The organism is Streptomyces griseus, from assembly GCF_001715295.1.
Classification (GTDB): Bacteria; Actinomycetota; Actinomycetes; order Streptomycetales; family Streptomycetaceae; genus Streptomyces; species Streptomyces griseus_G.
The window spans coordinates 81,560-94,472 of record NZ_MDKB01000004.1; the positions used below are offsets into that span (position 1 = coordinate 81,560).

Annotated in this window: 9 protein-coding genes and 1 pseudogene; 7 read left to right on the forward strand and 3 right to left on the reverse strand. The window is 68.2% G+C overall.

What is annotated here, in order from left to right:
- The first annotated feature begins 236 nt into the window (after positions 1-236).
- A complete protein-coding gene (locus tag BA175_RS21955) occupies positions 237-1,343 on the forward strand; it encodes a hypothetical protein (RefSeq protein ID WP_069173219.1) in 1,107 nt (368 codons plus the stop codon).
- Positions 1,344-1,471: 128 nt separating this feature from the next.
- Here the strand turns inward: BA175_RS21955 and BA175_RS21960 are convergent, their stop codons facing one another.
- Together BA175_RS21960 and BA175_RS21965 are read right to left on the reverse strand one after the other, a co-directional pair.
- Entirely contained in the window at positions 1,472-1,687 is a 216-nt protein-coding gene (locus BA175_RS21960; protein ID WP_069173220.1) for a hypothetical protein, read from the reverse strand.
- A 114-nt stretch (positions 1,688-1,801) separates the two neighbouring features.
- Entirely contained in the window at positions 1,802-1,984 is a 183-nt protein-coding gene (locus BA175_RS21965) for a hypothetical protein (protein ID WP_069173221.1), read from the reverse strand.
- Positions 1,985-2,067: 83 nt separating this feature from the next.
- Here BA175_RS21965 and BA175_RS21970 point away from each other — a divergent pair, with 83 nt between their 5' ends.
- The 3 genes from BA175_RS21970 to BA175_RS21980 all read left to right on the forward strand — a co-directional run bounded on the left by BA175_RS21970 (position 2,068) and on the right by BA175_RS21980 (position 6,673).
- Entirely contained in the window at positions 2,068-2,547 is a 480-nt protein-coding gene (locus BA175_RS21970) for an ATP-binding protein (RefSeq protein ID WP_069173222.1), read from the forward strand.
- A 316-nt stretch (positions 2,548-2,863) separates the two neighbouring features.
- Positions 2,864-4,462, forward strand: a complete 1,599-nt coding sequence (locus tag BA175_RS21975) for a serine/threonine-protein kinase (protein WP_069173223.1) — start codon at positions 2,864-2,866, stop codon at positions 4,460-4,462.
- A gap of 45 nt (positions 4,463-4,507) precedes the next feature.
- A complete protein-coding gene (locus BA175_RS21980; protein WP_069173224.1) occupies positions 4,508-6,673 on the forward strand; it encodes a UvrD-helicase domain-containing protein in 2,166 nt (721 codons plus the stop codon).
- A 58-nt stretch (positions 6,674-6,731) separates the two neighbouring features.
- Here the strand turns inward: BA175_RS21980 and BA175_RS21985 are convergent.
- A pseudogene (locus BA175_RS21985) lies at positions 6,732-6,890 on the reverse strand (alpha/beta hydrolase); the annotation flags it as partial.
- 121 nt (positions 6,891-7,011) lie between these two features.
- Here BA175_RS21985 and BA175_RS21990 point away from each other — a divergent pair.
- The 3 genes from BA175_RS21990 to BA175_RS22000 are packed head-to-tail and all read left to right on the forward strand — an operon-like array spanning position 7,012 to position 12,913.
- Positions 7,012-7,542 (forward strand): SseB family protein, encoded by a 531-nt coding sequence (locus tag BA175_RS21990; protein WP_254667946.1) that lies wholly within the window; start codon positions 7,012-7,014, stop codon positions 7,540-7,542.
- Entirely contained in the window at positions 7,539-8,186 is a 648-nt protein-coding gene (locus tag BA175_RS21995) for a hypothetical protein (protein WP_069173226.1), read from the forward strand. Before BA175_RS21990 ends, BA175_RS21995 begins: the two co-directional genes overlap by 4 nt.
- Positions 8,186-12,913: a putative T7SS-secreted protein gene (locus BA175_RS22000; protein ID WP_079159779.1), complete on the forward strand. Its 4,728-nt coding sequence runs from the start codon at positions 8,186-8,188 to the stop codon at positions 12,911-12,913. Before BA175_RS21995 ends, BA175_RS22000 begins: the two co-directional genes overlap by 1 nt.

Consider the following 12,913-nt stretch of genomic DNA (forward strand, 5'->3'; position numbering starts at 1 on the left):
GGGTCGGGAGGCGAGCGCCGGGATTCGAGCGATGGTGTTCACCCGGTACGGAGAAGAAGGGTTTCGGGAAACCTCCCCACCCTCCCTGACCCGTCGCGGCCAGGTGATATGACTAAAGGTGTTCAAGTTGCCGCGCAGCGTCACGACTGCTTACGGTGCCCCCGACGAAACGACCCCGACGCGGTGTAGCAAGCACCGGGCCGGGGTCTCACCCCAAGATCGAAACGGACGATCTCGTGGCTACCGAGCACCTTAGCCCTGCCCTTCGCGCACCCGCATCCTCACGCCCGTACGCGAAAGCCCGCCCCGGCTACGGCAAACGCACCGCATCAGACCAACGCCCGGCCCGCCCGGACGACTTCGCCCTGATGCCGGAGCGCGAGCGATACATCGCCGGATACGTCGACCGGCTCCCCGAAGGCGCCGCGATGGACATCAAGTCGCTGGCCAAACACCTGCCCCTGTACGGGCAGATGGCCGTCTCCAGCGCCCTGAAGGCCCTCGGCGTGGCCGGGCACCTGCGGCGCGTACGCTGCCTGGCCGGTGAGCGGGACCAGGTCCGCTGGGTGTCCCGCACCTACTGGTCCCGCACCGCCCGCGACAACGAGTGGTGGGACGCGTTCCTGACCACCGAGGGCGGCAGGCCCGCCCTGCCGGATGCGACGCCGGCTCCCCCGTCGGCCGACGCAGACGCCGCTCCCCACGTCCCGGTCAGCTCCATGCCCGTGACTCCGGCCCCACCGGCCACCCCGTCCGAGCCCGCACCGCAGCCGACCGGGACCACTCCCGTGCCTGCCCCCGGGCCCGCCCCCGCAGGGTTGGCGCACCACGCGCCCGCAACTTACGCCGTGCCACAGCAGCTCAACCCCGCGCAGGTCCCGGCCCCGCCCTCCCCGGCCTACCTCGCCCTGGCGCGACTCGGCCGCGCGGACACGCGCCTGGCCCTCTCCGCAGCAGACTGCCGCGTCCTGGAACCCCTGGCCGCCACATGGTTCGCACGCGGCGTAGACGCCGACTACCTCACCCAGGCCCTCACGGCGGGGCTCCCCGCGCAGGTCGGCTCGCCCGTCGGCTTCGTACGCCGCCGCCTCACCGACAAGCTCCCCCCGCACCAGCCCGGCAGCCCCGCCCGGACCACGGCCTCCGCTCCGGTACGCCGTCTCCTGGCCGAATGCACCGAGTGCGGCCGCCCCGGCTCACCCGAAGCGCTCCCCGACGGCCTCTGCCACACCTGCCGCCCCACCACCCCGGACTGCCCTTCGGCGGCCCCCACCGAGCCACCTGCCGTACGCAACGTCCACGCAGTGGTCGGACAACTCCGCGACCTCACTCGACTGCCCTGACCACCGCGCCACCGTCGAAGGCTCTGGAGCCCGAGGCTCCAGAGGCCCGACAAGCCTGTCCCGCCCGGCGGTGCCGGGCCGCGCACTGGCACCGACAGGCCTGGTTGCGAGCCCATCAGGGCTCTGCGCTACTTCTCGTAGTTGGCCAACGCGAGGCCCAGGGCGAAGAACGTGGGCGCCCACTCCCCGACAAAGATGCCCCAGCGGTCCGCGCGTTCCTCACCCTTCTTCTCCACGCGCATCGACGCGCTCCAGGAGATGACGCTCAGGCCGATGGAGATGAATCCGGCAGCGTAGGCGTGCTCGGAGTGGATTCCGGAATCGTGCAGCTTCTTGACGATCACAGCGGTACTCGCATTCTTCGACGGGAAGGGATCCGGGCTGTGGTCTACGCAAACACCACGTCTTCCACTCAAACGCCACTGCCGCAGCCCCGCCAATCGGGCAGGCCGGTCGGGTCAGTGCCGGGCCTTCGCAACAGCGTCGTGGACGCCGCACGGGGCCTCCGCCCGGTGCCGTTCCTGCCCGCCGACCGCGTCCCGGCCCACCGTCTCCTTCCTCTCCGCGTCCACGCCGATGCTGGTGGCCCGCCCGCCGGACCGCACCTGGCCGTGCCCGCCGCCTGTCCCTTCTGCGTACACGCCCTGCCCCTACCGCGTACAACGGCGCGGCGACAGCGCGTCACCCCTGGTCACAGAGAGCCATGATGCGTCAGCTTCGTGGCATGACCAGCAAGAAGCCGCCCCTTCCCGTGCGCCCTGCGCCTTCCGCTCGCACCACCCACGCCCGTTTCCCCTGGCACCAGTTCTCGATGCGCTTCAGTTCGACCCCGCGCGGCGCCCGCCTCGCCCGGCGCCTGGCCGGCGAACGCCTCGACGCGTGGGGCATCCCGTACGGAAGCGATCCGCACGACGCGCTGACGCTGGCCGTCGCCGAACTGAGCAGCAACGCGGTGCGCCACGGGCACGTGTCCGGCCGCGACTTCCGCCTCCGCCTCACGGCCGAGGGCACGGCGATCCGCATCGAGGTCACCGACACCCGGGGCGAACACCTCCCCAGCCCCGCCGCCGAAACGGCCCCGCCCGACCGGGACGGCGGCCACGGCCTGCTCCTCGTCGCCGCCCTCACCGACCGCTGGGGCTGGTACCCCAGCCCGGACGGGCCGGGCAAGACGGTGTGGGCGGTCCTGGAGATCTCCCCGTGACGCCGAGCGGTACCCCGGCGAGGGCGAGATACGCGACCCGCGCCACCCCGCAGCGGTAGCTTCCGAGCGCGCTGGTGACGCCCTTGCCGACCACCCCTCTGTTCCGTCCCCCTTCGCCGGCCCGGACCCACCCGATGACGAGGCCCCCGCGCCGGCAGCCCTGAACGCCCTCCGGTGACCGGAAAACGAGGTCTCTACCCCCACTCCTCCGACTCCGCTGGACCGACATCGCCGCGCCGGAGAGACTTGCCCCACCACGTCGGGCCGGCGCGTACACACGCGTCGGCCGGCACGCGCACGTACACACGGGGGCAAGGTGTTACAGCAGCCGATCGCCGGGCGGTACGAGCTCCTCGAGGAGCTCAACAGCGGTGGCATGGGGGACGTGTGGCGCGGCTACGACGCCGTACTGGACCGGCCCGTCGCGGTGAAGGTGGTCCGCCACCAGGCCGTCGCCGGATCGCCGCAGCTGGCGGAGGAGTTCGCCAAGCGGTTCAAGCGCGAGGCCCGCATCACCGCCCGGATCCAGCACCCCGGCGTACCGCAGGTGTACGACGCGGTGCTCGACGACACGGACACGACGTACGAGCGGCTGTTCCTCGTCATGGAGCTGGTCGACGGGATGCCGCTGTCCGCGTACATCCACCCCGCGAACCCACTGCCCGTCAGCTGGGCGGTGGCGGTCGCCGCGCAGGTCGCCACCGTACTGTCGTACGCGCACGACGTGCCCGTCAGCCACCGCGACCTCAAGCCGTCCAACATCCTCGTCGCACGGGACGGCACGGTGAAGGTCCTGGACTTCGGGATCGCCGCCATCCTCCGTACGGACGTCACCAAGCTCACGGCGACCGGCAGCCTGATCGGCACGTACCAGTACATGGCGCCGGAGCAGGTGCGGGGCGGGCGGACCAGCCCGCAGACCGACCTGTACGCCCTGGGCTGCGTGCTGCACGAACTGCTCAGCGGCCGGACGCTGTTCACGGCCGACAGCGAGTACCTGGTCATGTACCAGCACGTCAATGCCGCACCCACTCCCCTGCGCGCACTTCGGCCCGACGTGCCGACCGCACTGGAGGAACTCGTCCTGCACCTGCTGCGTAAGGCGGCGGAGGCCCGGCCCGCCGACGTCCAGGAGGTGTACGAACGGCTGCGGCCGTTCCTCCCGCCGCCCGGCGAAAGGCCCGCGCCCGGTGAGGCCGGGCCGGCAGGGGCACCGGACCCGACGGCGCTGTTCCGCCGCCCCTACGCGCCCCGCGCCCGCGCCGACGCCGCCCGGCCCACCCCCACGACGGTGGATCCGGCCGCAGTGCCGCCCGCCGCCGTGCCCGTACCCGACCAGCTGCGGGAGGAGATCGCCGAGGCGTACGCGCACTCCGACGCGCTGCTGGACGAGGAGCGGTTCACCCAGGCCGCGGAGGTGCTGGGCGGGATCATCGATCCGGCCGCGCGTGCCCTCGGACCGGAGAACGGGAAGGTGCTGGAGTTGCGGACGCAGCGGGCGGCGATCCGGCTGCTCGGTGGGGACTACCGGGCCGCGTTGCCAGAGTTCGACGCCCTGGCCGACGCCTACGCGCGTACCGGCGGCCCCGGCAGTAGGCAGGCCCGCGCCTGTCGCGCCCAGGCGGCTCGATGCCGTGGCGAGCTGGGCCAGGTCACCGAGGCCCTGGCCACGCTCCGGAACGTCCTGGACGTCGTCCGGGCGGTCGACGGCGATGTGAGCGAGGAAGCGGTCGAGCTGCGCCGGGACATCGGCATGCTGCTGCTCGCCCAGGGGCGGGCGACCGAGGCGCGTCTGGTCCTCGCACCACTCCACGACGATCTGTGCCTGGTCTACGGCCCCCAGGACGAGATGTCCGAAGAGGTCGCCGAGGCACTGACCCTGATCGAGCTCGATCTCGACGGCCCGGCCGCCTGAGTTGACACCACCACTGAGACCCGCTGCTTCCCGGAGAGCCCTCCCATGCCCCACCTCGCCTTCGCCATCGACTTCTGCGCCCAGCTCGGCAAGCTCCAGGGCAGCGTCAAACAGGGCGTGTTCGACGCCTGGGAGAAGTTCGAACGTCTCACTCTGGACCAGCTGTTCAAGGACCAGGGACTGAAGCTGGAGTCCCTCAGACGGGCCCGCGATCCGCACATCAGGACCATCCGCATCGACCAGGGAACGCGGGGTGTCGTCCTCGCACCGGACAGCGGGGACACCTACGTACTGCTACGGGTGATGCCGCACGACAAGGCGATCGCATGGGCGGTCAAGCAGAAGGCGAGCATCAACACCGTCACCCGGGCCGTCGAGATCCGGGACATCGACACACTCGAGGAGTTGACCCCGGCCTACGAGCGCATCGCCCCGGCTCCCGACCGACGCCTGTTCGCGCGCGTGTCCGACGGGGACATGACCGCGCTCGGCATCGACGGGACGACCCTGCGCCAGGCACGCGCGCTCACCGACGCGGAGCAGTTGGAGATCTTCGCCCCGTACTTCCCGCAGGACCAGCGAGAGGTCCTGGAGTACCTGGCGGCGGGTTTCGGCGTCGAGGAGGTGTGGCGGGACGTGGTGTCCGTCAGCATGTCCACCGCGTCCGCCGGCGAACCGCCCGTGGACACCGAGGACTTCGCCACCGCCATCGGGCGCACCCGGACCCGTATCGCGCTCGTCACCGCGTCCGAGGAGCTCCGCGACATCCTCGCCAAGCCCTTCGCCGCCTGGCGGGTCTTCCTCCACCCGTCACAGCACAAGGTCGCCTATCGCCCCTCGTACGCGGGCCCCGCACAGGTCACGGGCGGCCCGGGCACCGGCAAGACGGTCGTCGCACTGCACCGGGTACGCCACCTGCTGGGGCACCTGCGCGACGGTGACCGGATCCTGCTGACGACGTACACCAACACGCTCGTGGCCGCGCTGCGGGCGGGGCTCGCGGCACTGGTCGAGGACGAGGCGCTGCGTGACCGTGTCGACATCATGACCGTCGACGCGTTCGCCGGACGTGTGGTGTCCACGTCGCGGCGGCCCCTGCGAGGCGGCGAGGAGCAGGCACGGTGGGAGGAGGCGGCCCGGACCACCGGCTTCGCCGGCACCGCACAGTTCCTCGCCCAGGAGTACAAGCACGTGGTTCTCGCACAGGACCTGCGGACCCTGGAGGAGTACGAGGGCTGCGAGCGGCGGGGACGGGGCAGCGCGCTGCCCGCATCGTCCCGCGGACTCGTCTGGCGCACGATCGAGGAGTTCACCCGGCGGCTCGGCACGGACGGACTGCGCACCTACCTGGGTACGTGCGCGGAGGCAGCCGACCTGCTGAAGAGCGTCGGCCCACGCTACCGGCACGTGGTCGTCGACGAGGCCCAAGATCTGCACCCCGCCCAGTGGAGGCTGCTGCGCGCGGCGGCTCCGGCCCGGCCGGACGACCTCTTCATCGCGGGTGACCCGCACCAGCGCATCTACGACACCAAGGTGTCGTTGAAGGCGGTCGGCGTCCGGGTCGCCGGGCGGTCGACGAAGATGCGCAAGAACTACCGGTCCACCCACGAGATCCTCAGCTGGTCGACCGCTCTCCTCGTCGGCCGCCCCTTCGAACAACTGGCGGACGACGCCCGCAACGAGACACTGCTCGGCTACCGGTCGGCTCTGCACGGCAACGGACCCGAGGTGTTCGGCGAGAGCTCGGAAGACGCCGAACTCGACGCCCTCGTCACCCGGGTACGCGGGTGGCTCGACGAAGGGATCGAACCGGGTGAGATCGGTGTCGGTTCCCGGTTCAACAAGAGCTGCGACAAGGCGGTGGAACGGCTCACAGCGGCGGGGATCCGTGCTGCTCGCCTGCGGGGCGACGCCGTCTCCGACCCGTCCGCCGTCCAGATCGGCACCATGCACGCGTTCAAAGGGCTGGAGTTCCGGTGCGTCGCTGTCATCGGGGTGAGCAACGGCGCCCTGCCGTATCCGCGGGCCGTGACGCCGGTGGACGTCGACCGGCTGCAGCACGAGACGGACCTTCTGGCTGAACGCTGCCTGCTGTTCGTCGCCTGTACCCGCGCGCGGGACAGTCTCTACGTGTCGTGGTGGGGCGAGCCGAGCGAGTTCCTGGTGGAGACGGGCACAGTGAGCCACCCAGCCCTTCCGGGCCGGAGCTGAGCTCACCGACGGGACGGACGCCTGCACCACCGACGGTGAGCCGTCGGCCTCGCTCCGGTCACGTGGGCTTCGGCAGATCGGCGGCGAGGAAGGGAGCGAGGAGCGCGCACCACGCGTCGGGGCGGCCGAGGGGAATGATGTGGCCGCGGTCCTGGAGACGGTGTCCGACCATGTCATCGGCGAAAGGACGGAGTTGGCGTTCGATTCCGATGCCGACGGCGTCCGGATCTGCCGGGCCTTGGTGGGCAGGGCAGGTGTCGTGCCCCATGCGGCGGGTTCCGGCCAGCGGCCGGGAACAGCGTTGCAGACGGAAATTCGTACATGTGATGATCCTTCGCATGACCACGGGTGGGGATCACATACCGGAGCAGCAGCCGAGGCGCTCACGACTGGAGGACCTGTGGGTTCTCGTCGATCCGTCGCCGGAGAGTCTGCCGGTCGGGAAGCCGGCGCAGACAGCAAAGCCCGAGCGGGCAGCACAGCCGCTGGAGTCCGAGGACGCCCGGCTGCGAACAACTCGCAGGGATTTCGCTGTGTTGCTGGGTGAGTTCCGGCGTACGGCGGTGTTGGTGCCGCTGGACGGCAATGGAGACCTGTGGTCGGCCGATCAGAACGGGGTGCGCTGGATCTGCGCGTTCTCGGACGAGGAGGCGCTGGCCCGGTTCGCGCGGGCTCGGGGGGATGCCGGGCGGGAGTGGGCGTACCGGACCGTTCTCGGTGCGAGGTTGCTGGATGTGATGGTGCCGTTGCTGCCGGGTCCGGCGGGGGTGGCGCTGGATGCGGGCAGTGAGGACGGCGGGATGTTGTTCCCGCCGGTGGCGGGCATCGTGCCGGACGCGGTCGCGGTGGATCTCGGGGGGACGCGATGAGTGGGGAGAGTCCTGATCTCCACGTGCCGCCGGCGGCCTTGGCGGAGATCGCGAAGGGGATCGATCTGGCGCATGCCGAGTTGAAGGAGCTCGGATTCGTCGGGCAGGCGTCCACGGGGCGGGGTTTCTCCGATCTCGCACTGTCCGGGCTGGAGTTGGGGCATGGCGGGCTGACGTCGGAGTTCGAGACGTTCTGCAACCGCTGGGAATGGGGTGTGCGGGCCTTGACGCAGAAGGGGAACGGCTTCGCCCTCGGGGTCGGCCTGTCGGCGGGTTCGTTCGCGGAGCAGGAGCAGTACATCAAGGACTCGTTCAAGATCGGTGTGAACTCCGTGAACGGCAATCCGCACGCCTCCGAGGAGGAGGTCAAGGCCATGAGCTGGGACGCGATCAGGGGTCAGTCCCCGTATGACGGGGCGGACTGGAGCCGGGAGTCGATGAGTGAGGCTCACGGCGAGGTGAAGCAGACCTGGCGGGACACCGCGTACGACGTGGAGGACGCCGCGCTCGATTCCATGGAGCGTAACGGGCTGGTGGACCCGGCGGTGCGGGCGGCGGCGGATGAGCGGCTCAAGGAGCAGCTCGATCCGTCGCAGGAGACGATCGACCAGGCCGAACAGCCGCGATGGGGGCAGGGCGACTGATGCCGGACTGGGAGAAGTTCGCCGGGGACCTGTACGACGGAGCCGGGAACCTTGTCGACAAGGGCAAGGAGATCGTCGGCGAGGGGATCGACAAGGGCACCGATGTCCTCGGCGCCGGCCTGGAGAAGGTCGGTGCCGACGAGTGGGCGGACAAGGTCGAGGACTGGGGCGATGAGACCGCGTCGTCCCTGGGTGCGCAGGTCGGCGAGCAGCAGCTCGGGCAGAGTGAGGAAGCGAACGAGCTGATCCACGGCAGGCCGGAGAAGATCGCCGCGGCGGTGAAGAACCTGCGCGACTTCCGACACGCCTTCGACCTCGTCGGCAGCGGGATGAGGAAGCTCGACTCGGGTCACTGGAAGGGGGTGGCCGCCGACACCTTCCGGGAGAAGTTCCAGACCCTGCCGACCGACTGGGTGCGCGCGGCTGCGGCTTTCGAGGACGCGGCCGCAGCGCTGGAGACGTACGCGCACACCGTCACCAGCGCGCAGGCAAAGGCCGGTGAGGCGATCGCTCTCTACAAGGAGGGCAAGCAGGACTACGAGACGGCTGCTGCCGCGTTCAAGGAGAAGGCGGAGGCGTACAACGCGGTCCGTAACACCGACCATCCGCTCCCGCACCCGGGGAAGTTTTCCGATCCGGGCCTGGTCAAGCGGCAGCAGGCGCAGGAGACGCTTCAGCGTGCGCGGCGGGCACGTGACGAAGCCGCCGAAGCGGCGAAGAGCCTGATCACCGCGGCGATGGCCCACGCACCGAAGGAACCCAAAGGCCTGGACCGGGCCAAGCAGGAGTTCTACGACTACGGCGTGGGCCAGGGCATCGAGCTGGCCCACTTCGGTGGTGGTGTCGTCAAGGGCACGGCGGGGCTGGTGAACTTCGTCCGCTCGGTCTATCCGCTGGACCCGTACAACATCACGCATCCGGCCGAGTACTACAAGGGCGTCAACATGACGCTCGCCGGTCTCGTCTCCAGCGCCGCCAACCCGGATCGGACACTGAAGAACGCCTGGGACGCGGCCAAGGGCGACCCGTCGGAATTCTTCGGCCGACTCGTCCCCGAACTGGTCGGCACCAAGGGCGGCGGGCTGATCAAGGGCCTCGCGCGCCATGGGCTGAAAGACGGGGCGGAGAGCGCTGCCCGCAAGGGTGTCAGCGATCCCGCCAAGTCGTCGAAGCCGGACAAGGGAGTGGAGAAGGACCCGACGGACCCGGTCGATCTGGCGACCGGGACGATGTACCTGCCGCAGACGGACATCGCGTTGCCAGGGACGCTCCCGTTGATATTCCGCCGCCGGGTCGCTTCCGACTACCGCGCCGGGCGGTGGTTCGGTCCCTCATGGTCCTCCACGGCCGACCAGCGACTCGAAATCGATTCCCAGGGCATCGTCTTCGTGTGTGAGGACGGCCTGCTGCTGTCCTACCCGCACCCCGCGCCCGGCGTACCGGTCATGCCGAGCCACGGCGCGCGCTGGCCCCTTGAACTGGACAGCAACGGGGACTACACGGTCACCGATCCGGACAGCGGCCGAGTACGGCACTTCGGTTCGCGGTCCGGGGATGTCGCCCCCCTGCTGCAGATCGACGACCGCAACCGCAACTGGGTCCAATTCGAATACGACGAAGCCGGAGCTCCGACGGGGATCGTTCACTGTGCCGGCTACCACCTCAAGTTCACCACGAGAGAGGGCCGGATCACCGCCCTCCACCTCGCCAGGGCCGCGCAGGACGGTACCGACCAGGAGATCCTCCGCTACCGCTACACCGACGGTCATCTCACCGAGGTCGTCAATTCTTCTGGCTTGCCGCTCCGGTTCGCCTATGACGACCGCGGTCGGGTCACTTCCTGGACCGACACCAACGACAGCCGGTACGACTATGCCTACGACGACAGGGACCGGTGCGTGACCGAGGGCGGCGCCGCAGGTCACATGGCCCTGAGCCTCGACTACGACGCCACCGATCCCGAGACCGGGATGCGTGTCACCACCGTCACCAGCAGCAGTGGAGCCGTCCACCGCTATGTCATCAATGACAGCTACCAGGTGGTGGCCGAGATCGATCCGCTGGGTGCCATCACCCGTTTCGAACGCGACCGCTACAACCGTCTGTTGTCCCGTACGGACCCGCTCGGCCGCGTCCACAGCTTCGCGTACGACGCGTCAGGCCGACTGACCTCAGCGGTGCGCCCGGATGGCCGCGAGATGTCCGCGCAGTACAACAGCCTCGGCCTACCGGTCCGTGTCACCAACCCCGACCGGACCGTGGTGCGCCAGGAGTACGACGAACGCGGCAATCGTCTTGCTGTCACGGACCCGGCTGGAGCCGTGACCCGCACCATCTACAACGACGCCGGCCACGCGGCCTCCGTGACGGACGCACTCGGCAACACGACTCATATCCGAAGCAACACGGCCGGTCTGCCCGTGAGGATCGTCGACCCACTCGGTGCAGCCACCGAAATCACCCGGGACGCCTTCGGCCGGCCCGTCGTCCACACCGACCCCCTCGGTGCCGTCACCCGCTTCGAGTGGACAGTCGAAGGGAAACTGTCCCGCCGTATAAACGCGGACGGGTCCACGCATTCCTGGACATACGACGGTGAGGGCAACTGCCTGACTCACACCGACGCCATGGGCACACTCTCCCGCTTCGAGTACACCCACTTCGACCTCATGACCGCCCGCACCGGCCCAGACGGTGTGCGGTACGAGTTCGCGTACGACCACGATCTTCGCCTCACCCAGGTCCGCAACCCTCAGGGCCTTACCTGGGACTATGTCTACGACGCGGCCGGGCACCTCATATCGGAATGCGACTTCGACGATCGCACGGTGACCTACGACCGCGATGCGGCAGGCCGCTTGACCGCGCGTACCGACGCCCTCGGCCAGGTCATCCGCTACAAGCAGGACGTGCTGAACCGGATCGTCTCCAAAGACGCTGCAGGAGCCGTCACAACCTTCGCATACGACCTCTCAGACCAACTTGCCGAGGCTGTCAACGCGGACGCCACTGTCACTTGCCTGCGGGACCGCTATGGCCGCCTACAGTCCGAAACCGTCAACGGCCTTACGACGACATACCAGTATGACCGGCTCGGACGCCGTACGGGTCGCACAACCCCCAGCGGAGTCGTCAGCCGGTGGACGCATGACGCGGCAGGCCGGCGTACCTCACTCACTACGTCAGACCGCATCCTTGGCTTTGTACACGATGCGGTGGGGCGAGAGGTTGCTCGACACATTGGGGATAGCGTGCTGCTGGCTTCTCAATTCGACTCGATGGGTCGCCTCGCTTCCCAGCGGGTCATCGAAGCCGACCGCAGCATGCAATGCCGCGAGTACTCCTATCGCGCAGACGGGAACTTGATTGAGCTCATAGAGCAAACTACTGGAAAGATTACCTTCGACCTCGACACCGTAGGCCGAGTGACCGCTGTCCATGGCGCGAATTGGAATGAGCGCTATGCCTACGACACCGCAGGAAACCAGACTGAAGCATCCTGGCCAGCCCCTCACCCAGAACTGGAAGCCACTGGCACCCGCACATACGCAGGAACGAAAATCAGGAACGCAGGCAGCGTTCGATACGAACACGACTCGCTGGGACGCGTCACTCTGCGTCAGAAAACCAGGCTCTCACGCAAGCCCGACACGTGGCATTACACGTGGGACGCAGACAATCGCCTGACTGACGTCATAACCCCTGACGGTACACGCTGGCACTACCACTATGACCCTCTCGGTCGCCGCATTGCCAAACGGCGAGTGGCCGACGACGGAACGACCGATGGGCAACACAGCACGTTCTCATGGGACGGCACTGTTCTTTCTGAACAGACCACCAGAGAGGATGCAATTTCTGACTGTATTGCCATCACTTGGGACCACCTCGGTCTGCTTCCTCTCACACAGGTGGAACGCCGGTTCAAGGCGGAGACACCTGACGAAACAATTGACCAACGCTTCTTTTCCATAGTCGCCGATCTCGTCGGATCTCCCAGAGAACTTATTGACGAATCAGGGAATCTGGCTTGGCGGGCGCGCAGCACTCTATGGGGTACAACCTCGTGGACAGCATCCAGTACTGCTTACACACCAATTCGCTTCCCTGGGCAATACTTCGACCCGGAGACGGGACTTAACTACAACTACTTTCGCTACTATGACCCGACCTCAGGTCGTTACATTTCCCCTGACCCTTCGGGCCTTACTCCGGCACCCAACCCCGTTACGTACGTCAGCAATCCGCACAAGATGATAGATCCGCTGGGGCTATCCCCTTGCCCCGGCTCGATCGACTACATGGAAGACAACGCGATTCCCGCTGGTGCACCCGTAACCTACGGACCAACGGGGACCCTGATCGGATCCGATGGGCCGAGCATGCGCAATTTCGATAATGTGCTGAATGCTGGCGAGCACGACGTCGTGGCCCACGGGAGCCGGGACGGCTTCCTGGACATGCCCGGGGGTAGGGTGAACGGAGGGCAGATCGTCGACGCGATCACGAACAATCCGAGCTACAATGGCGGGCCTGTGAGACTCATGGTATGCCACTCAGGGGCGGATGGTTCCGGAATCGCTCAGCAGGTCGCCAACGAGCTCGGAATAACCGTGCGGGCGCCGACCGAGAAGGTCGGAACGAATCCGATTATGGGTACCGGCCAAATTCCGCAGATCGACAAAGACGGATATTGGAGGATTTTCCTCCCGATTTCAAGTGGGTGA

Coding starts and splice junctions, on each gene's coding strand:
- BA175_RS21970 (WP_069173222.1), top strand. CDS start 2,068: ATGACCAGCAAGAAGCCGCCCCTTCCCGTGCGCCCTGCGCCTTCCGCT.
- BA175_RS21980 (WP_069173224.1), top strand. CDS start 4,508: ATGCCCCACCTCGCCTTCGCCATCGACTTCTGCGCCCAGCTCGGCAAG.
- BA175_RS21990 (WP_254667946.1), top strand. CDS start 7,012: ATGACCACGGGTGGGGATCACATACCGGAGCAGCAGCCGAGGCGCTCA.
- BA175_RS21995 (WP_069173226.1), top strand. CDS start 7,539: ATGAGTGGGGAGAGTCCTGATCTCCACGTGCCGCCGGCGGCCTTGGCG.
- BA175_RS22000 (WP_079159779.1), top strand. CDS start 8,186: ATGCCGGACTGGGAGAAGTTCGCCGGGGACCTGTACGACGGAGCCGGG.